This is a genomic window from Streptomyces umbrinus (genome assembly GCF_030817415.1).
Classification (GTDB): Bacteria; Actinomycetota; Actinomycetes; order Streptomycetales; family Streptomycetaceae; genus Streptomyces; species Streptomyces umbrinus_A.
The window spans coordinates 8,967,696-8,987,126 of the sequence record NZ_JAUSZI010000002.1 but is presented as its reverse complement, the minus strand read 5'-3'; the positions used below and the strand labels follow the sequence as shown (position 1 = coordinate 8,987,126).

The 19,431-nt window shown below is 70.2% G+C and carries 17 protein-coding genes and 1 pseudogene; 10 read left to right on the top strand and 8 right to left on the bottom strand.

Annotation, left to right across the window (positions count from 1 at the left end):
• The first annotated feature begins 60 nt into the window (after positions 1-60).
• Positions 61-753 (top strand): FadR/GntR family transcriptional regulator, encoded by a 693-nt coding sequence (locus QF035_RS39715; protein WP_307526022.1) that lies wholly within the window; start codon positions 61-63, stop codon positions 751-753.
• Between the two features lie 12 nt (positions 754-765).
• Here the strand turns inward: QF035_RS39715 and QF035_RS39710 are convergent, their stop codons facing one another.
• From QF035_RS39710 to fabG, 3 genes are all read right to left on the bottom strand, one after another.
• The gene (locus QF035_RS39710) at positions 766-1,119 is read right to left on the bottom strand and encodes a hypothetical protein (RefSeq protein ID WP_307526020.1); all 354 of its coding nucleotides are present in this window, start codon (positions 1,117-1,119) and stop codon (positions 766-768) included.
• Between the two features lie 202 nt (positions 1,120-1,321).
• A complete protein-coding gene (gene fabI, locus QF035_RS39705) occupies positions 1,322-2,089 on the bottom strand; it encodes an enoyl-ACP reductase FabI (RefSeq protein WP_143636993.1) in 768 nt (255 codons plus the stop codon).
• A gap of 5 nt (positions 2,090-2,094) precedes the next feature.
• Positions 2,095-2,799: a 3-oxoacyl-[acyl-carrier-protein] reductase gene (gene fabG / locus QF035_RS39700; RefSeq protein WP_143636996.1), complete on the bottom strand. Its 705-nt coding sequence runs from the start codon at positions 2,797-2,799 to the stop codon at positions 2,095-2,097.
• A 185-nt stretch (positions 2,800-2,984) separates the two neighbouring features.
• Between fabG and QF035_RS39695 the strand changes: the two genes are divergently transcribed.
• The 3 genes from QF035_RS39695 to tyrS all read left to right on the top strand — a co-directional run bounded on the left by QF035_RS39695 (position 2,985) and on the right by tyrS (position 7,229).
• Positions 2,985-4,508, top strand: coding sequence for a TldD/PmbA family protein (locus tag QF035_RS39695; RefSeq protein WP_307526018.1), 1,524 nt, complete (start codon positions 2,985-2,987; stop codon positions 4,506-4,508).
• Positions 4,505-5,899, top strand: a complete 1,395-nt coding sequence (locus QF035_RS39690) for a metallopeptidase TldD-related protein (RefSeq protein ID WP_307526016.1) — start codon at positions 4,505-4,507, stop codon at positions 5,897-5,899. Before QF035_RS39695 ends, QF035_RS39690 begins: the two co-directional genes overlap by 4 nt.
• Positions 5,900-5,966: 67 nt before the next feature.
• Positions 5,967-7,229 (top strand): tyrosine--tRNA ligase, encoded by a 1,263-nt coding sequence (gene tyrS, locus QF035_RS39685; protein WP_307526014.1) that lies wholly within the window; start codon positions 5,967-5,969, stop codon positions 7,227-7,229.
• A gap of 159 nt (positions 7,230-7,388) precedes the next feature.
• On the opposite strand, the gene QF035_RS39680 is transcribed toward tyrS, so the two are convergent.
• Entirely contained in the window at positions 7,389-7,664 is a 276-nt protein-coding gene (locus QF035_RS39680) for a GlsB/YeaQ/YmgE family stress response membrane protein (RefSeq protein WP_307526012.1), read from the bottom strand.
• Positions 7,665-7,876: 212 nt separating this feature from the next.
• Here QF035_RS39680 and QF035_RS39675 point away from each other — a divergent pair, with 212 nt between their 5' ends.
• Both QF035_RS39675 and QF035_RS39670 read left to right on the top strand, forming a co-directional pair.
• On the top strand, positions 7,877-8,263 hold the full coding sequence (locus tag QF035_RS39675; RefSeq protein WP_307526010.1) for a DUF3099 domain-containing protein: 387 nt from the start codon (positions 7,877-7,879) through the stop codon (positions 8,261-8,263).
• 262 nt (positions 8,264-8,525) lie between these two features.
• Positions 8,526-8,768: a hypothetical protein gene (locus tag QF035_RS39670; RefSeq protein ID WP_200399142.1), complete on the top strand. Its 243-nt coding sequence runs from the start codon at positions 8,526-8,528 to the stop codon at positions 8,766-8,768.
• A gap of 104 nt (positions 8,769-8,872) precedes the next feature.
• On the opposite strand, the gene moaA is transcribed toward QF035_RS39670, so the two are convergent.
• The 3 genes from moaA to QF035_RS39655 all read right to left on the bottom strand — a co-directional run bounded on the left by moaA (position 8,873) and on the right by QF035_RS39655 (position 12,037).
• Positions 8,873-9,862 carry a GTP 3',8-cyclase MoaA gene (gene moaA / locus QF035_RS39665; RefSeq protein WP_307526006.1) on the bottom strand — a complete coding sequence of 330 codons (990 nt, stop codon included), beginning with the start codon at positions 9,860-9,862 and terminating at the stop codon, positions 8,873-8,875.
• A 178-nt stretch (positions 9,863-10,040) separates the two neighbouring features.
• On the bottom strand, positions 10,041-11,684 hold the full coding sequence (locus tag QF035_RS39660) for a solute symporter family protein (RefSeq protein WP_307526005.1): 1,644 nt from the start codon (positions 11,682-11,684) through the stop codon (positions 10,041-10,043).
• Positions 11,681-12,037: a DUF485 domain-containing protein gene (locus QF035_RS39655; protein ID WP_307526003.1), complete on the bottom strand. Its 357-nt coding sequence runs from the start codon at positions 12,035-12,037 to the stop codon at positions 11,681-11,683. The genes QF035_RS39660 and QF035_RS39655 overlap by 4 nt, the downstream gene beginning before the upstream one ends.
• A 395-nt stretch (positions 12,038-12,432) precedes the next feature.
• On the opposite strand from QF035_RS39655, the gene QF035_RS39650 reads away from it, so the two are divergent.
• The 4 genes from QF035_RS39650 (at position 12,433) to QF035_RS39635 (ending at position 18,323) form a co-directional block, all read left to right on the top strand.
• Complete coding sequence (locus QF035_RS39650) at positions 12,433-13,959, top strand: S8 family peptidase (protein ID WP_307526001.1); 1,527 nt, start codon at positions 12,433-12,435, stop codon at positions 13,957-13,959.
• A 62-nt stretch (positions 13,960-14,021) separates the two neighbouring features.
• Positions 14,022-15,566, top strand: coding sequence for a S8 family peptidase (locus QF035_RS39645; protein WP_307525999.1), 1,545 nt, complete (start codon positions 14,022-14,024; stop codon positions 15,564-15,566).
• Positions 15,567-15,732: 166 nt separating this feature from the next.
• Complete coding sequence (locus tag QF035_RS39640; RefSeq protein WP_307525997.1) at positions 15,733-17,181, top strand: CoA transferase; 1,449 nt, start codon at positions 15,733-15,735, stop codon at positions 17,179-17,181.
• 119 nt (positions 17,182-17,300) lie between these two features.
• A complete protein-coding gene (locus tag QF035_RS39635; RefSeq protein WP_373466804.1) occupies positions 17,301-18,323 on the top strand; it encodes a CopD family protein in 1,023 nt (340 codons plus the stop codon).
• Positions 18,324-18,345: 22 nt separating this feature from the next.
• On the opposite strand, the pseudogene QF035_RS39630 reads toward QF035_RS39635, so the two are convergent.
• Positions 18,346-19,427 (bottom strand): annotated as a pseudogene (locus tag QF035_RS39630) (alcohol dehydrogenase catalytic domain-containing protein).
• Positions 19,428-19,431: the final 4 nt, after the last annotated feature.

Here is a 19,431-nt window from a genome sequence, read left to right as displayed (position 1 = left end):
ATCCCCTGACACGCATTCCGGTGCGTCCTCCCGGTGCACCCCCTGGCGCGAAGGACCGTCATGCCGCTGAGCCACCCCCGCCGATCGGCACTGTCCGAGCAGGTCATCGCCGAGCTGCGGAACCAGATCACCTCGGGTGAGTGGCCGGTGGGCTCCCGCATCCCCACCGAGCCCGAGCTGGTCGAGCAGCTGGGGGTCGCCCGGAACACGGTCCGCGAGGCCGTCCGCGCGCTCGCGCACAACGGCCTGCTCGACATCCGTCAGGGCTCGGGCACGTACGTCGTGGCGACCAGTGAGCTTGCGGGCGTGATGCACCGCCGCTTCGCGGACGCCGATCCGCGGCACATCGCCGAGCTGCGTTCCACGCTGGAGTCGAGCGCGGCGAAGCTGGCCGCCGAGCGCCGCACGGAGCGCGATCTGAAGCAGCTGGACGCCCTCCTCGTACGCCGGGAGGAGGCCTGGGAGTCGGGCGACGCGGAGGCCTTCGTGACCGCCGACACGACCTTCCACCTGGCCGTGGTCGCCGCGTCCCACAACGACGTCATGACGGCGATGTACGCGGACCTGGGCGAGGTCGTGCGCGACTGGCTGCGCGAGGACGTGGGCGAGGAGCTGACGCCCGAGACGTACATGGACCACACGCGTCTGGTGGACGCCATCCGCGCGGGCGACTCGGAGACCGCCGCCACGGAGGCCGCGGGCTACCCGTTCCTGTGCCGCCCGAGCCGACCTGCCGACGTCACCTCCGCGTGAACAAGCCCGTCGTCAGCGCTGGTGACTGACCCACGCCGAGCGGACTTCCTTCCAGCAGCGGCCGGTCAGCCGTACGGTCTGCGCGGGGCCGGCCTCGACCGAGGCGCCGTCGGTGTCTATGTCCCACCACGGGTCGCACTCGATGTGCAGACGGACGTGATCGGGCTCGGGGTACGGGTTGTGGCAGTACGCCGTCACGTACGACCCCTCGACGGCGGTCCGGCAGGCCGCCCCGAAGGGCCTCTCTTCGACGGGCACGCGCGCGTGGGGGGCTGTTTTCGTGGTGTGCGAGACAGCACCACCGGACACCACGAGCAGGAGGGTCAAGGCAGCGAGCAGCGGGGCGAAGCGCTGGGACAGGCGCACAAGGGGACCTCCTCGGCAGGGCTCGGGAGGGCATCTCGGGAGGGGGAACTCCTACTCCAGAGTGCGCTGTTACCGGCCCGCACCGCCCGGCCGACAGGGCCGAACGGGTGACGCCCCGCTCCCCGCGCAATGCGGGAAACGGGGCGTCGAAGCCGTATGAAGGCGGATACGCAAACGTTCGCGTAAACGCTTGCGCCAACGCTTACGCGCCGATCGCGTGCAGACCGCCATCGACGTGGATGATCTCGCCGGTGGTCTTCGGGAACCAGTCGCTGAGCAGGGCGACGATGCCGCGGCCGGCCGGGTCCGGGTCCTTGAGGTCCCACTCCAGGGGCGAACGGCTGTCCCACACGGCGGCCAGGTCGCTGAAGCCCGGGATGGACTTGGCGGCCATGGAGCCGATGGGGCCCGCGGAGATGAGGTTGCAGCGGATGTTCTGCTTGCCCAGGTCACGCGCCATGTAGCGGCTGGTGGCCTCCAGGGCGGCCTTGGCCGGCCCCATCCAGTCGTACTGCGGCCAGGCGTACTGCGCGTCGAAGGTGAGGCCGACGACCGAGCCGCCGTTCTGCATCAGCGGCAGACAGGCCATGGTCAGCGACTTCAGGGAGAACGCCGAGACGTGCATGGCGGTGGCCACGGACTCGAACGGCGTGTTGAGGAAGTTGCCGCCGAGGGCGTCCTGCGGGGCGAAGCCGATGGAGTGCACGACGCCGTCCAGGCCGCCCAGCTCCTCGGCGACCAGGTCGGCCAGCCGCGCCAGGTGCTCGTCGTTGCTGACGTCGAGCTCGATGACCTTGGTGGGCTTGGGGAGCTTCCTGGCGATGCGCTCGGTCAGCGTGGGCCGCGGGAACGCGGTCAGGATGATCTCGGCGCCCTGCTCCTGGGCCAGCTTCGCGGCGTGGAAGGCGATGGAGGACTCCATCAGCACACCGGTGATCAGGACGCGCTTGCCCTCGAGAATTCCACTCATGGTGATCAGTGACCCATTCCCAGTCCGCCGTCTACGGGGATGACGGCTCCAGTGATGTACGAGGCGTCGTCCGAGGCGAGGAACCGCACCGTCGCGGCGATCTCCTCGGGCTTCGCGTACCGGCCGAGCGGCACCTGCTTCACGATGCCCTCGCGCTGCTCGTCGGTGAGCACCTTGGTCATGTCGGTGTCGACGAAGCCGGGCGCGACGACGTTGAAGGTGATGTTGCGCGAGCCCAGCTCACGGGCGAGCGAGCGCGCGAAGCCGACGAGGCCGGCCTTGGAGGCGGCGTAGTTGGCCTGGCCCGGACCGCCGTACAGCCCGACGACCGACGAGATCAGGACGACACGGCCCTTCCTGGCGCGCAGCATGGCGCGGTTGGCGCGCTTCACGACCCGGAAGGCGCCCGTCAGGTTGGTGTCGAGGACGGAGGTGAAGTCGTCCTCGGACATCCGCATCAGCAGCTGGTCCTTGGTGATGCCGGCGTTGGCCACGAGCACCTCGACCGGGCCGTGCTCGGCCTCGATCTCCTTGTAGGCCTGATCCACCTGCTCGCTGTCGGTGATGTCGCACTTGACTGCGAGGAAGCCCTCCGGGGGCTCGCCCGAGCGGTATGTGATCGCGACCTTGTCGCCCGCGTCGGCGAAAGCGCGGGCGATGGCGAGGCCGATGCCCCGGTTTCCTCCGGTGACGAGAACCGAGCGGCTCAACGGATCACCCTTTCGATAGCCGGTCTGGTACCTCGAAAACCTATCGGCACCGTCCCCCGTACGGAGAATCGGGCGCCGACAGTGACGTACCGGACTCGCTGTCGGATCCCTACAGAAAGTTGTGGCCCCCGGCGCGCCCGCGCGACATGATCGGACCGACAGGCGACGACAGCAGGGAGACCTCCGTGCCTCATTCCATCGACGAAGCCTTCACGGCACTGCCGCTGAGGGCCCTGGCCGACGCGGCACTCGCGCGGGCCAGGGCACTGGGCGCCGACCATGCGGACTTCCGGTTCGAGCGGGTGCGCAGCGCGGCCTGGCGGCTGCGGGACGCGAAGCCCGCCGGGTCCTCGGACACCACGGATCTGGGATACGCGGTGCGAGTGGTGCACGGCGGGACCTGGGGGTTCGCGTCGGGCGTGGACCTGACGATGGACTCCGCCGCGAAGGTGGCGTCGCAGGCGGTGGCGATGGCGAAGCTGTCGGCCCAGGTGATCAAGGCGGCGGGTTCGGACGAGCGTGTGGAGCTCGCGGACGAGCCGGTGCACGCCGAGAAGACCTGGATCTCCTCGTACGAGATCGATCCCTTCTCCGTGCCGGACGAGGAGAAGTCCGGGCTGCTCGCCGAGTGGAGCGCGGGGCTGCTCTCGGCGAACGGCGTGAGTCATGTGGACGCCTCGCTGCTGACGGTGCACGAGAACAAGTTCTACGCGGACACGGCGGGGACGGTGACGACGCAGCAGCGGGTGCGGCTGCATCCCCAGCTGACCGCAGTCGCCGTCGACGAGTCGAGCGGCGAGTTCGACTCGATGCGCACGATCGCGCCGCCCGTCGGGCGCGGCTGGGAGTACCTCACGGGCACCGGCTGGGACTGGGAGTCGGAGCTCGCGCGGATCCCGGAGCTGCTCGCCGAGAAGATGCGGGCGCCGAGCGTCGAGGCGGGCGTGTACGACCTGGTCGTCGACCCGTCCAACCTGTGGCTGACCATCCACGAGTCCATCGGCCACGCCACCGAGCTGGACCGCGCGCTCGGTTACGAGGCTGCGTACGCCGGGACCTCCTTCGCCACCTTCGACCAGCTGGGCAAGCTGCGGTACGGCTCCGACCTGATGAACGTCACCGGGGACCGCACCGCCGAGCACGGGCTCGCGACGATCGGGTACGACGACGAGGGCGTGGCCGGGCAGTCCTGGGACCTGGTGAAGGACGGGACGCTCGTCGGCTACCAACTGGACCGCAGGATCGCGAAGCTGACCGGCTTCGAGCGGTCCAACGGATGCGCGTACGCCGACTCCCCCGGCCATGTACCCGTACAGCGCATGGCGAACGTGTCGCTGCAGCCCGATCCCGCCGGGATGTCCACGGAGGACCTGATCGGGAGCGTCGACCGCGGGATCTACGTCGTCGGCGACCGGTCGTGGTCGATCGACATGCAGCGCTACAACTTCCAGTTCACCGGCCAGCGGTTCTTCAAGATCGAGAACGGGCGGATCACCGGTCAGTTGCGGGACGTGGCCTACCAGGCGACGACCACGGACTTCTGGGGCTCGATGGCGTCGGTCGGCGGCCCGCAGACCTACGTCCTGGGCGGCGCCTTCAACTGCGGCAAGGCCCAGCCGGGCCAGGTCGCGGCGGTCTCGCACGGCTGCCCGTCGGCCCTCTTCAAGGGCGTCAACATTCTGAACACCACGCAGGAGGCCGGTCGATGAGCTCTCGGACGAACAAGCCGCACGAGATCGTCGAGCGTGCACTCGAACTGTCCCGGGCCGACGGCTGTGTCGTCATCGCCGACGAGCACTCGACGGCGAACCTGCGCTGGGCGGGCAACGCGCTGACCACGAACGGCGTGACGCGCGGGCGCACGCTGACCGTCGTCGCGACCGTCGACGGCCGTGAGGGCACGGCGTCCGGGGTCGTCTCGCGTGCGGCCGTGACCGCGGACGAGCTGGAGCCGCTGGTGCGGGCCGCCGAGGCGGCGGCGCGCGGCGCGAGTCCGGCGGAGGACGCGCAGCCGCTCGTCGAGGGCGTGCCCACGTCCCCCGACTTCACGGACGCGCCCGCCGAGACCTCGTCGGCGGTCTTCGCGGACTTCGCCCCGGCCCTCGGCGAATCGTTCGCACGCGCGCGTGCGGGCGGCCGCGAGCTGTACGGCTTCGCCAACCACGAGCTCGTCTCCAGCTATCTCGGTACGTCCACGGGCCTGCGCCTGCGGCACGACCAGCCCAACGGGACGCTGGAGTTGAACGCCAAGTCGCCGGACCGTACGCGCTCGGCGTGGGCCGGCCGGTCGACGCGGGACTTCAAGGACGTGGACCCGGCGGCGCTCGACGCGGAGCTGGCCACGCGGCTGGGCTGGGCCGAGCGGCGCGTCGAGCTGCCCGCGGGCCGCTACGAGACGCTGCTGCCGCCGACCGCGGTCGCGGACCTGCTGATCTACCAGATGTGGTCGGCGGCGGCCCGGGACGCGGCCGAGGGCCGGACGGTGTTCAGCAAGCCCGGCGGCGGGACGCGCGTCGGCGAGAAGCTCACCGACCTGCCGCTGACCCTGCGCAGCGACCCGAACGAGCCGGGCCTGGAGTCCGCGCCCTTCGTGCTCACGCACTCCTCCGGCGACGACGCCTCCGTCTTCGACAACGGACTGCCGCTCCGGCCCACGGAGTGGGTCAGTGAGGGCGAGCTGCGGCATCTGACGAGCACCCGGCACAGCGCGGGCCTGACCGGTCTGCCGGTGGCCCCCGGCATCGGCAACATCATCCTCGACGGCGGCGAGGAAAAGTCCCTGGAGGACATGGTCGCCACGACCGAGCGGGGCCTGCTGCTGACCTGCCTCTGGTACATCCGCGAGGTCGACCCGGCGACACTGCTGCTGACCGGGCTGACCCGCGACGGCGTCTACCTCGTCGAGAACGGCCAGGTCGTCGGCGAGGTGAACAACTTCCGGTTCAACGAGTCGCCGGTGGACCTGCTGGGGCGGGCGACCGAGGCCGGGCGCACGGAGAAGACGCTGCCGCGCGAGTGGAGCGACTGGTTCACCAGGGCCGCGATGCCCGCTCTGAGGGTGCCCGACTTCAATATGAGCTCTGTCAGTCAGGGCGTATAACCTCGATAGCCTCGCAGTCGGCCGACATCCCGGCTGCCCGAAGATCATGCAAGGAGACACGAGAACCGTGACGGACATCGTCGACGAGCTGAAGTGGCGCGGGCTGCTCGCCCTCTCCACTGACGAGGACGCATTGCGCAAGGCGTTCGCGGACGGTCCCGTCACGTTCTATTGCGGCTTCGACCCGACCGCGCCCAGCCTGCACCTCGGCAACCTCGTACAGATCCTCACGATGCGCCGGATCCAGCAGGCGGGCAACCGCCCGCTGGGCCTGGTCGGGGGCGCCACGGGCCTGATCGGCGACCCGAAGCCGAACTCGGAACGCACGCTGAACGCGCCGGACGTCGTGGCCCAGTGGGTCGAGCGGCTGCGTGCCCAGATCCAGCCGCTGCTTGACTTCGAGGGTCCGAACGCCGCGGTGATGGTCAACAACCTGGACTGGACCCAGGGCCTGTCGGCCATCGAGTTCCTGCGTGATGTGGGCAAGCACTTCCGGGTCAACAAGATGATCGCGAAGGAGGCCGTTTCCCGGCGGCTCAACTCCGACGCGGGCATCAGCTACACGGAGTTCAGCTACCAGATCCTGCAGGGCATGGACTTCCTGGAGCTCTACCGGAGGTACGGCTGCACGCTGCAGACCGGCGGCAGCGACCAGTGGGGCAACCTCACCTCGGGCACCGACCTGATCCACCGGGTCGACCCCGAGGCCGTGGTGCACGCGCTGGGCACGCCGCTGATCACCAAGGCGGACGGCACGAAGTTCGGCAAGACGGAGTCCGGCACCATCTGGCTGGACCCCGAGATGACGACGCCGTACGCGTTCTACCAGTTCTGGCTGAACGCGGACGACCGGGACGTATCCAAGTTCCTGCGCATCTTCAGCTTCAGGTCCCACGAGGAGATCGAGGAGCTGGAGCAGCTCACCGAGGAGCGCCCGCAGGCCCGGGCCGCGCAGCGCGCGCTCGCCGAGGAGCTGACGACGCTGGTGCACGGCGGCGAGCAGACGGCCGCCGTGGTCGCCGCGTCGCGGGCGCTGTTCGGTCAGGGTGAGCTGGGTGACCTGGACGCGGCGACGCTGAGTGCGGCGCTCTCCGAGGTGCCGCACATCCAGGTCGCCGAACTCGGGTCGGTGGTGGACCTCTTCGCCGAGGTGGGGCTGGTGGCCAGCAAGTCCGCTGCGCGGCGGACGGTGAAGGAGGGGGGTGCCTACGTGAACAACGTGAAGGTGGCTTCCGAGGACGCCGTTCCCGGCAAGGAGGAGTTGTTGCACGGGCGGTGGCTGGTGCTGCGCCGCGGCAAGAAGAACCTCGCCGCGATTGAGCTCCGCTAGGGGCAGGGGAACGGCGGGCTCGGTTCGTATGGTGCGGGTGCGTGGGGGCTGGTCGCGCAGTTCCCCGCGCCCCTAAAAGCCAAAGGCAGGGCGCGCCTCATGTAGCGCGCAGGAAGAGGGCGGGGCTCCTTATGGGGCACCGCCCTCTTTCCCGTACGTTCAGGCTCTCTCTTTGTTGCCCCGCATCGCCGTGTACATCATGTCGCCGAGGAAGACGATGACGATCGCGGCGGCGAGTTGGAGGGCGTGGCGGCCCCAGTCGATGCCGCGGGTCTCGTCGATGCCGAAGCCGCGGGCGATCGCGTTGCCGACGATCGCGCCGATGATCCCGAAGATCGTGGTGAGCCAGAGCGGGCTGTGCTGCTTGCCCGGAATGATCGCCTTGGCCAGCAGGCCCAGCACGAATCCCACGATGATCGCCCACAACCAGCCCATGGCTGCCTCCTATACGGCTCTACGTGAGCATTACGCCCAGTCTCGGCCTGTCCGCCATACGGCGCATGTCGGGCACGGCCATACGCGGTACGGCGCAGCGCTCCCCCGCCGAAACCGGACCTGCCCCGGTCTCGTAGGCGACGCAGCCGCGGCGTAACGTGGAGGCTGTACGGGCCAGGGGAGCGTCCGACACAGGCGGGTGGTGGAACGTGATGCGGAAGCAGAGCGAGGCCGAGGTCTTCCGGATCACCGGAGCCAGGCAGGGCCTCGCCGACGATGTACGTGGCAGGCAGCGCCGCTACATCATCTCGATGTCCGTCCGCACACTCTCGGTGATCCTCGCGGCCACTCTCTGGAACGTCGAACGGCACGTCGCCGTCGTTGCCCTGGCGCTCGGCATCCTGCTCCCCTATGTCGCCGTGGTGATCGCCAACGCGGGCCGGGAGAACGCGCCCTCGCTGCCGTCCACGTTCGTGACCGCGCCGACCCGTCCGATGCTCGCGGCGCCCCGTGCGAGCGACGCCGCGGAATCCGTCCCGGAGGACCTCGTGACCGATCCGGGCGCCCGCCTGCGGGACGAGCCGCACGAGCGGACCTGACCACGAACGATCGTCCGTGACCGTAATTCAGGACCGTACCAAGCTCAAGAAAAGCTCAGATCAATCATGTTGTTCCGGTGCCGGGCAGCGGGTTACCCGTGACATACTTTGTACGCGCTCCGCATCCCCCGTCGGAGCGACAGACCGACGCCGGGCAGCTCCCCCCGTGGCTGCTCGGCGTCGCCTTTTTCGGAGCCGGGTTCACGGCCCCCTCGACAGCACCCGGAAGGGTCGGCCGACACCGCTGACGTAGGGTCGAGACGTGATTCTGAACGTCCCCGGTTCCGACCCGTCCTCGCCCTCCTCCCCCATCTGTTCGGCAAAGGGCTGCCGAGCCGACGCGGTCTGGGTCCTCGCCTGGAACAACCCCAAACTGCACACGCCCGAGCGCCGCAAAACATGGCTCGCGTGCGAGGAGCACCGGGAGCACCTGTCCCAGTTCCTGGGCGTCCGGGGCTTCCTGAAGGACGTCGTACTCCTGGAGGACTGGGAGTCCCCGGAGTAGCCGTGCCCCTTCAGGGGCGCGGGGAACTGCGCGACCAGCCCTCGACAACCCGCAGGTCCATCACAAGCATCCACCCTGAAGGCTGAAGACAGCGGGCTGAGGCATCAGCCACCGATCGCCGACATCGGCCGGTCCGGCTGGACGAACGTCGGGTCGTCCAGGCCCGCCCCCGCCTTCTTCCCCCACATCGCGAGCCGCCAGATACGGGCTATCTCCTCGTCCGGCGCGTCCGAGCGCAGGGCGGCCCGCAGGTCGGTCTCCTCGCGCGCGAAGAGGCACGTGCGGACCTGACCGTCGGCCGTCAGCCGCGTACGGTCGCAGGCCGAGCAGAACGGGCGCGTCACGGAGGCGATCACACCGACCCGGTGCGACCCCCCGTCCACGACCCACCGCTCGGCCGGTGCCGAACCCCGCTCCTCGGAGCCCTCTTCCGTGAGCTCGAAGCGCGTACGCAGTGAGGCGAGGATGTCACCGGCGGTGACCATGCCGTCGCGCTTCCAGCCGTGCTGCGCGTCGAGGGGCATCTGCTCGATGAAGCGCAGTTCGTAGTCGTGCTCCACGGCCCAGGCGAGCAGGTCGGGCGCCTCGTTCTCGTTCAGTCCCGGCATCAGTACGGAATTGACCTTGACCGGGGTCAGCTCCGCGGCACGGGCTGCTTCGAGGCCCTCGATGACGTCCTTGTGGCGGTCACGGCGGGTGAGCGTCTTGAAGACATCGGGGCGCAGGGTGTCCAGTGAGACGTTGACCCGGTCCAGGCCCGCCGCCTTCAGGGCGGTCGCGGTGCGCTTGAGGCCGATGCCGTTCGTCGTCAAAGACATCTGGGGGCGGGGCTCAAGCGCCGCCACGCGCTCCACTATGCCGACGAGGCCGGGGCGCAGCAGGGGCTCGCCGCCGGTGAAGCGGACCTCGGTGATGCCCAGCCGGGTGACGGCTATGTCGATGAGGCGGACTATCTCGTCGTCCGAGAGCAGGTCGGGCTTGGCCAGCCACTGCAGGCCCTCCTCGGGCATGCAGTACGTGCACCGGAGGTTGCACCGGTCGGTCAGCGAGACACGCAGATCGGTGGCCACTCGGCCGTAGGTGTCGATGAGCACGTGGGCCCCCTCCCTCTAGCTCTTTCCGTACGGACCTCGGCAGAGACATCCGGTCGATCAGTCGATCCGATACCAGCGAGCCTACGTGACGGGACCGACAACGAGTCGGGCCCTGATCCCACGAGACGCACCGCGGCCGCGTCGTAGGGATCTACGACGCGGCCGCCTGGCGGGACGGTCAGTGCGCTCCGGTACCGGTGAGGGAGCGGACCTCCAGTTCGGCGTACTTGCGGACGTCCGGCTCCTCCTTCGACAGAATCGTGCCGAGCCAGCCGAGCAGGAAGCCGGCCGGGATGGAGATGATGCCCGGGTTCTCCAGCGGGAACCAGTGGAAGTCGACGTCCGGGAACATCGAGGTGGCCTTGCCGGATACGACCGGCGAGAACAGCACCAGGCCGACCGCCGTGGTGAGGCCTCCGTAGATCGACCACAGCGCGCCCTGGGTGGTGAACCGCTTCCAGAAGAGGCTGTAGAGGATCGTCGGCAGGTTGGCGGAGGCCGCGACCGCGAAGGCGAGGGCGACGAGACCGGCGACGTTGAGGTCGCGGGCCAGGGCGCCGAGGCCGATGGAGACGACACCGATACCGATGGTGGCGTATCGGGCGGCGTTGATCTCCTCCTTCTCGGTGGCCTTGCCCTTCCTGATGACGTTCGCGTAGATGTCGTGGGCGAACGACGAGGACGAGGCCAGGGTCAGACCGGCGACCACCGCCAGGATCGTGGCGAAGGCCACCGCGGAGATCGTGGCGAGCAGGATCGCGCCCCAGGCCGAGTCGACGCCGCCCAGATGCAGGGCGAGCAGCGGCGCGGCCGTGTTGCCCGCGGGGTTGGACTCGACGATCTCTTCCTTCGAGATGAGGGCCGCCGCGCCGAAGCCGAGCGCGATGGTCATCAGGTAGAAGCCGCCGATGATGCCGATCGCCCAGTTCACGGACTTACGCGCGGCCTTGGCGTTGGGCACCGTGTAGAAGCGGATCAGGATGTGCGGCAGGCCCGCGGTGCCCAGCACCAGGGCGATGCCCAGCGAGATGAAGTCGATGCTGGACGTGGTGGTGAGGCCGTACTTCAGGCCCGGCTCCAGGAAGGCCGCGCCGCCGCCGCTGTTCTCGGCGGCCTTGCCGAGCAGGTCGGAGATGTTGAAGTCGAACTTGAGCAGTACCAGGAAGGTGATGAGCAGGGTGCCGCTGATGAGCAGCACGGCCTTGACCATCTGGACCCAGGTGGTGCCCTTCATGCCACCGATGGTGACGTACACGATCATCAGAACGCCGACCAGGGCGACGATGCCGACCTTCCCGGCATCGCTGGTGATACCGAGCAGCAGCGAGACCAGAACGCCCGCGCCCGCCATCTGCGCCAGCAGGTAGAAGATCGAGACGACGATCGTGGAGGTGCCGGCCGCCGTACGCACCGGGCGCTGGCGCATGCGGTACGCGAGGACGTCGCCCATCGTGTACCGGCCGGAGTTGCGCAGTGGCTCGGCGACCAGGAGCAGGGCCACCAGCCAGGCGACCAGGAAGCCGATGGAGTACAGGAAGCCGTCGTACCCGAAGAGGGCGATGGCGCCGGCGATGCCGAGGAACGAGGCGGCGGACATGTAGTCGCCGGAGACCGCGAGGCCGTTCTGGAAGGCGCTGAACTGACGGCCGCCCGCGTAGAAGTCCGCGGCGTCCTTGGTCTGCCGGCCGGCCCAGACGGTGATGACGAGGGTGGCGACGACGAAGACCGCGAACAGGGAGATGATCAGCGGCCGGTGCTCGCTGGCCTCCCCCGCCGCGAGCTGCGCCTGCGCGAGCTGGACCTGAGTGATCGCGGGGCTCATGCGCCGCCCTCCATCCGGGACTTGATCGCTTCGGCCTTGGGGTCGAGCTGGCGGGAGGAGTGCCGCTCGTACCACCAGGCGATGAGGAACGTGGTGAGGAACTGGGCGAGGCCCAGGACGAAGGCGACGTTGATGTTGCCGAACAGCTTGGTGCCCATGAAGTCGTCCGCGTAGATCGACAGCAGGACGTACAGCAGGTACCAGCTGATGAAGCCGATGGTCAGCGGGAAGGCGAAGGAGCGGTGGGCGCGGCGCAGTTCACCGAACTCGGCGCTCTCCTGAACCTCGACCCACTCCTCGCTGGTCGGGAAGTGAGGTTCAGCTTTCGAGGGGGGCGGTGTGTCGGTAGCCACGGAGTCTCCTCGCGTTGCGGGTGCGGTTGCGACGTTGGACGGGGGTCTCTTGGGATCGGGGGACGGGTTGGGTACGGACATGGCTTATTTCTGACCTCACGGTGATGTGGATCACGTGGGCCGGGTGGCGATGTTAGGTGCCCCGGGCGTGATCCGGCAGGGGGCTCGATCGTGCTCGTGCTCCCTGCTCAACGTCACGGAGCCGCGTGAGGAGCGGTTCAACTCCGGTCACTTCTTTCGGAAGTCGTGGCCGACGTTTCGGAAGACATCCCCGTAAGTCATTGCTGGCCAGGGACGACGGGAGATAGCTTCGGGCCTGCACCACCCCGTCATGTACCTGCCCGGGCACCACCTGTGTTCGGGCCGGTTCCGTTTCCGGATGATGTGGAGATCCCATGGCTCATCTGCGTTCCAGACGCCGTCTCGCCCTCGCCGTGCCCGTTGTTCTGTCTCTCACCGCCTCGCTCGGTTTCATTCCGGGCGTCGCCACGGCGGCCGCCCCGCAGTCGGCTCCCGCCGCCACGGCGGCGGACGGCCCGAACCTCGCGTACGTGGTCAACACGAAGACCGACCGCCGCACCATCGAGTCGGTGAAGAAGGCGATAGCCAAGGCCGGCGGCACGGTCGTCACCACCTACGCCAAGATCGGCGTCATAGTCGTCCACTCCGCCAACCCGGAGTTCGGCCCGCAGATACGCACCGCGCGCGGGGTGCAGTCCGCCGGTGCCACGCGCACGACGCCGCTGACCGCGGCGGGGACGACGGACGAGGGCGCCGCCGACTATCTGTCGGCCGCCGAGGCCGCCAAGGTGAAGGCCGCGGCCACCCCCGAGAGCGAGCCCCTCGAGGCCGACCAGTGGGACCTGCGCGCGATAGGCGCCGACAAGGCCGCCAAGATCGACCCGGGCAGCAAGAAGGTCACGGTCGCCGTGATCGACACGGGTGTCGACGACACGCACCCGGACCTGGCCCCGAACTTCTCCGCCAAGCAGTCCGCCAACTGCGTGGGCGGCGTGGCCGACACGAGTGAGGGCGCCTGGCGTCCGTACACCGCCGAGGACTACCACGGCACGCATGTCGCCGGTGAGATCGCCGCCGCCCGCAACGGCATCGGTGTGGCCGGTGTCGCGCCCGGTGTGAAGGTCTCCGGCATCAAGGTCAGCGACCCGGACAACGGACTCTTCTACCCGGAGAGCGTCGTCTGCGCCTTCGTGTTCGCCGCCGACCACGGCGTGGAGATCACGAACAACAGCTACTACGTGGACCCGTGGCTCTACAACTGCATGAACGACCCCGACCAGAAGGCGATCGTCGACGCGGTCAACCGGGCCCAGCAGTACGCCACGAAGAAGGGCACCCTGCACCTCGCGTCGGCCGGCAACTCCAACCACGACCTGGACTCGGACGCGATCGTCGACGACACGAGCCCCGACGACTCGACCCCGGTCAGCCGCACGATCGACCCGCACGAGTGCTTCGACGTACCGACCCAGCTCCCGGGCATCGTCACGGTGAGCGCGACGGGCGTGCAGAACCTCAAGTCGTACTACTCGACGTACGGCAAGGGTGTCATCGACATCGCCGCGCCCGGTGGTGACCGGCTCTACCAGATCCCGGACACCCCGTCGAAGAACGGCCGCATCCTCTCCACGATGCCGAACAACCAGTACGGCTTCCTGCAGGGCACCTCGATGGCCTCGCCGCACGCCGCGGGTGTCGCCGCGCTGCTGAAGTCCGAGCACCCGTGGGCGAGCCCCGCCCAGCTGCAGGCGCTGCTGAAGGCGCAGGCGGACAACCCGGGCTGCCCGGACTCGTACGACCAGGACGGCAACGGCACGCAGGACGCCAACTGTGAAGGCGGCAAGCGTGTCAACGGCTTCTACGGCTTCGGCATCGTGAACGCGCTGAAGGCGGTCAAGTAGCCCGCGTTTCCCGGGACTTCCCGCACGGCCCGCACGTATTCGCGAAACGAACTGGAGACAGCATGACAGCGCCTCAGACGCGCTCCCGCCGCGTCATAGCCATCCCGCTGGGAATGGCCCTGGCGACGGCTCTCGCCTTCCTGCCGAACGTCAGCGCCTCGGCGGCCCCGGCGCCCGACACGGCCGGTGTCGCCGACGCGGCGGCGAAGATCTCGGCGGAGGCCACCCCGCTGAGCTACGTCGTCAACGTCCGCGCCGGGCACGGTCCTTCCTCCCAGGTGAAGAAGGCCATCGCCCGCGCCGGCGGCACGATCGTGACGTCGTACGACAAGATCGGCGTGATCGTCGTCCACTCGTCGAACGCCGACTTCGCCAAGACCATCCGCAAGGTGCGCGGGGTGGAATCGGCGGGCTCGACGCGCACGGCCCCGCTGCCCGCGCAGTCCACGACCGATGTCGGCACCCCCAAGGTGCTCACCTCGGAGCAGGTCGCGGACGTCGAGGCGGCGGCCGGGCAGGACCCGTTGGAGCCGCTGCAGTGGGATCTGCCCGCCATCAAGGCGGACAAGGCGCACGAGAAGACGCTCGGCAGCAAGAAGGTCACCGTCGCCGTGATCGACACCGGCGTCGACGACACGCACCCCGACATCGCGCCGAACTTCGACCGCGACGCGTCGGTCAACTGCGTGTCGGGCAAGCCGGACACGACCGACGGGGCCTGGCGGCCGAGTGCCGCCGAGAGCCCGCACGGCACGCATGTCGCGGGCGAGATCGCGGCCGCCAAGAACGGTGTCGGGGTCACGGGTGTCGCGCCGGGCGTGAAGGTCTCCGGCATCAAGGTCTCCACGACGGCCGGCTTCTTCTACACGGAGGCCGTCGTCTGCGGCTTCATGTGGGCGGCCACGCACGGCGTGGACGTCACGAACAACAGCTATTACACCGACCCGTGGTACTTCAACTGCAAGAACGACCCGGACCAGAAGGCGCTCGTCGAGGCCATCGGCCGGGCGACGAAGTACGCGGAGAAGAAGGGCACGGTCAACGTCGCGGCGGCGGGCAACGAGAACTACGACCTCTCCGCCGACGAGATCACCGACCCGGTCTCGCCGAACGACTCGACTCCTTCGGAGCGTGTCATCGACCCGTCGGAGTGTCTTGACATCCCGACCCAGTTGCCGGGTGTCGTCACGGTCGCGGCCACCGGCGCGAAGGGCATCAAGTCGTCCTTCTCCAACCACGGCCTGGGCGTCATCGACATCGCCGCCCCCGGCGGCGACTCGACGCGCTTCCAGACCCCGGCCCCGCCGGCCACCAGCGGCCTGATCCTCGGCCCGCTGCCCGGCGGCAACTGGGGCTACATGGCCGGAACGTCGATGGCGTCCCCGCACGTCGCGGGCGTCGCCGCGCTCATCAAGTCGACGCACCCGCACGCCTCGGCGGCCAAGGTGAAGGCCCTGCTGTACGCGGAGGCCGACGCCACGCCGTGCACCAAGCCGTACGACATCGACGGCGACGGCAAGGTCGACGCGGTCTGCGAGGGGCCGAAGAACTACAACGGCTTCTACGGCTGGGGCACCGCCGACGCGCTGGACGCGGTGACGAAGTAGCACCTCCCTGAGGGAAGTGCCGCCTTCCTGAGGGGAGTTGAGCTTCCCTCAGGAAGTCGAGCCGGGTGGCCCGCGGGCCGCCCGGCTCTCGCGCGTCCGGGGGCGCAGCGTCCCGTGCCGGACACCGCGTCCCATGTTGATCGCGTACACCCTGCATAGTGCCCGTATGACGCATTCGGATGCACCGACCACGGAGTTCGCGTGGACCGCGCTGGGCGGGGATCCCGGCCTGTTTCCACGGCTGTCGGCCGTCACACGGTCCGGCGCGCTGGAAGCGCGGCTGCCCGTACGGGAGTTGGCGCGGGCCTGCGTGGGGGCGTGCGTGCTGGCCGCCGCCGAGCTGGGCGCCCGTCGGGCGGGGCTCGCCGACGTGCCCGAGGTGCGGGTCGACGACGGGGCCGTCGCCACGGCGTTCGTGAGCGAGCGGCATCTCCTCGTCGACGGGCGGGCGCCGGTCACCTTCGCACCCCTCTCGCGGTTCTGGCGGACGGCGGACGGGTGGGTGCGCACGCACGCGAACTATCCGCACCACCGGGCGCGGCTGCTGAGCGCCCTGGGGCTGCCGGACGACGCCTCGGTGGAGGCCGTGGCCGGGTGCCTGGCGGAGCGGTCGGCCGTGGAGGTGGAGGACGCGGTGTACGCGGCCGGGGGCCTCGCCGTCGCGCTGCGCACACCGGAGGGATGGGCACGGCACGAGCAGGGGGCGGCGGTCGCCGGGCGGCCGCTCGTCGAGCGCGGGCGGCTGGACTCCGCCGCCTCGCGGAGCCTCCCGCCGCTCGCCGGTGATCCGCTGTCGCCCGCCGCAGGTCTGCGCGTACTCGACCTCACCCGGGTCATCGCCGGGCCCGTCGCGACCCGGACCCTCGCCCTGCTCGGCGCGGACGTGCTGCGCGTCGACCCGCCGGGACTGCCCGAACTCGCCGACCAGCACACGGACACCGGCTTCGGAAAGCGGTCCGCCACCCTGGATCTGACGGCAGGCCGCCACGACCGGCAGGTCTTCGAGGAGCTGCTCGCCTCGGCGGACGTGGTCGTGACCGGTTACCGCCCGGGCGCCCTGGACCGGTTCGGACTCTCCGCGGAGGCGCTGGCCGAGCGGCGGCCCGGGATCGTGGTGGGGCAGTTGTCGGCGTGGGGAGCGTACGGGCCGTGGGGCGGGCGACGGGGGTTCGACAGCCTGGTGCAGGTGGCCACCGGCATCGCGGCCGTCGAGGGATCCGGGGAGAAACCCGGCGCGCTGCCCGCGCAGGCTCTCGACCACGGCACGGGGTATCTGCTCGCGGCCGGGGTGCTGCGCGCCGTCACGGAGGGGCTGGACGAGGGCGGGACACGGTTCGTACGGCCGGCGTTGGCGCGGACGGCGGCCTGGCTGACGGCCGGGGACGAGGCCGGGCGGGGTGGGGCTGCGGCGGAGGCCTCCGGCTCGCGTGAGGGCTCGTACGGCTCCGGCCCGGCTGAGGGCTCGTACGGGGATCCGGCGCCCTGGCTCGCGGAGGCGGACAGTGCTCTGGGCAGGCTGCGGTACGCCCTGCCGCCGGTCTCGTTCGCGGGTGGGCCGAGCGACTGGTCACGGCCGCCCGGGCCCTGGGGGGCGGATTCGCCGCGCTGGGTCTGAGTCGGAGGGCGGCCGGGCGCGTATGGGTGGGCGGAATGTCGTGTGCGTGAGCGGAATACCGTTCCGCCAGTTGTTTGCCAGGACTTGCCCGGACCTGGACGACTGGTGAAGATCTTGAGGTGAGTTCGATAAGACCGACTGCCGACGCGGGTGGCGAGGCGGGCGCGCCCCGGGTGAGCGTGGCCGTCGTACGGCGTTCCGTCGCCGTCCTCGCCCTGGTGGCCCTGGCCGCGCTGATCCCGTTCCTCGGGCCGCCCGCCGCGCTGCGCGGCACGGGAGAGGCCACCCCTCCCGGCGTGGGCGGGATAGCACTCCTGCGGGCGGTCCTGTTCGCCGCGGTGTGCGTCTCGGCGGGTGAGCTGTTCGTCGCCCGGCTGGCCCGCAGGGTGCCGGGCGCGCCTCTGGAGGACACGCCTCGCAGTTGGGCCCCGGCGGCGGCCGCCGCCGGTTTCGTCGCCGCGCTCGGTCTCGCCTCGGTGGTGGCCACCGGCAACCTGGTGCCGCGCAGCCTCTCCGACATGGACATCGGCGGGCTCTACCAGACCCGGGACGGCGCGCTCGCGCTGCTGGAGGTCAACGCGTTCGTCGTGATGGGCCTGTGCGCCCTGTCGCGCCGCCCGGGCAACCAGGTGTGGCCGCTGGCGGCGGTGGCCGTCGCGGAGGCGCTGCGCGCCCACCCCACCACGGAGCAGAGTCCGCTGATCGGCTCCGGTCTGACACTCGTTCATGTGACGTGCGCGGCCCTGTGGGCGGGCGGGCTGCTGTACGTCCTGCGCACGCTCCACCGGTGGCGGAACACGGCCCCCGGGGAGGGCGTCGCGTTGTTGGGCCTCTACGCGCGCGTGGCGGCCGTTCTGCTCGCCGCGATCACCGCGACGGGGGTGGGCAGCACCCTGCGCCGGATGCCGCCCGGCACGGTCCTGGAGCAGCTGACGACGACGGCGTACGGGCGCACCCTGCTCGCCAAGGTGATCCTCGTGGTCGCCGTCGCCGTCCTCGCCCTGTGGGCCCGCCACCGGCTGCACCGGGCGCCCGACCCGCTCACCGCCTACTCCCCCGCGCGCGCGGAGGTCGTGGTCCTGGGCGTGGTGGTCGCGGTCTCGGCGGTGCTCACTGCGGTGCCGGTGCCGATCCGCTGGTGACCGCTGTGGTCGGCCGGGTCGGTCAGTTGGCGACCATGACCTTGAGCGCGGTGCGCTCGTCCATCGCCTCGTAGCCGTCCGGTACGCCTTCCAGACCGACGGTCAGGTCGAAGACGGGCGACGGGTCGATGGTCCCTTCGAGGACGTCGGGCAGCAGTTCCGGGACGTACGTGCGGACGGGCGCGACCCCGCCGCTCAGGGCGATGTTCCGGTCGAACATGACGCTCAGGTCGAGGCCGGTGCCTCCCCCAGTGCCTTAAGGGCCTGGGGGGACCCCCAGCCGTGCGGAACGCCGACGAAGCCGATCGCACCGCCGTCACGGGTGATGCTCACGGCCGTGCGCATCGACTGCTCGGTCCCGACGGCCTCGACGACGGCGTGCGCGCCCTGGCCGCGGGTGAGTTCGCGTACCGCCTCGACGGCCGCGTCCCCGCGCTCGGCGACGACGTCGGTGGCTCCGAAGCGCCGTGCGATGTCCGTACGGGCCTCGTGGCGCCCCAGCGCGATGATCCGAACGCCGCACAGGCCGACGGCGCCGTCACCTACGACGGCGACCGTGGCCCCCGCGCGGGCGCCCGCGCCGAGTGCCGCGTGGTGGCCGGTCCCCATGACGTCGGAGAGCGTCAGGAGGGCGGCCAGCAGCCGGTCGTCGGAGGCGGCCTCGGCGAGCAGCGCGACGAGCGTGGCGTCGGCGAACGGGACGCGGACGGCCTCGCCCTGCCCGCCGTCGGACCCGACCGAGCCCCAGAACCCGCCGTGCTCGCAGGATGTGGTGAGCCCTTCGCGGCAGTAGTCGCACACACCGTCGGACCACATGAAGGGGGCGACCACGAGGTCACCGCGACCGACCCCTGTCACCTCCGCACCGGTCTCCTCGACGATCCCGAGGAACTCGTGCCCGATCCTCCCCCAGCGCCTTAAGGGCCTGGGGGGGACCCCCAGGCCCGCCTGCCGCGCCGACTCGCCTCGGTAGGCCCACAGGTCGCTGCCGCAGATGCAGGAGCGCAGGACGCGGACCACGGCGTCGCCCGGATTCCGCACCACCGGGTCGGGCACGTCCTCCACCCGCATGTCGAACGGGGCGTGGATGGTGGTGGCGCGCATGGCT

What these genes read in the sequence shown, in the direction of transcription:
- QF035_RS39715 (WP_307526022.1), top strand. Translation starts at nt 61, where the DNA reads ATGCCGCTGAGCCACCCCCGCCGATCGGCACTGTCCGAGCAGGTCATC.
- fabI (WP_143636993.1), bottom strand. Translation starts at nt 2,089, where the DNA reads ATGAGTGGAATTCTCGAGGGCAAGCGCGTCCTGATCACCGGTGTGCTG.
- QF035_RS39690 (WP_307526016.1), top strand. Translation starts at nt 4,505, where the DNA reads ATGAGCTCTCGGACGAACAAGCCGCACGAGATCGTCGAGCGTGCACTC.
- QF035_RS39680 (WP_307526012.1), bottom strand. Translation starts at nt 7,664, where the DNA reads ATGGGCTGGTTGTGGGCGATCATCGTGGGATTCGTGCTGGGCCTGCTG.
- QF035_RS39675 (WP_307526010.1), top strand. Translation starts at nt 7,877, where the DNA reads ATGCGGAAGCAGAGCGAGGCCGAGGTCTTCCGGATCACCGGAGCCAGG.
- QF035_RS39660 (WP_307526005.1), bottom strand. Translation starts at nt 11,684, where the DNA reads ATGAGCCCCGCGATCACTCAGGTCCAGCTCGCGCAGGCGCAGCTCGCG.
- QF035_RS39650 (WP_307526001.1), top strand. Translation starts at nt 12,433, where the DNA reads ATGGCTCATCTGCGTTCCAGACGCCGTCTCGCCCTCGCCGTGCCCGTT.
- QF035_RS39645 (WP_307525999.1), top strand. Translation starts at nt 14,022, where the DNA reads ATGACAGCGCCTCAGACGCGCTCCCGCCGCGTCATAGCCATCCCGCTG.
- QF035_RS39640 (WP_307525997.1), top strand. Translation starts at nt 15,733, where the DNA reads ATGACGCATTCGGATGCACCGACCACGGAGTTCGCGTGGACCGCGCTG.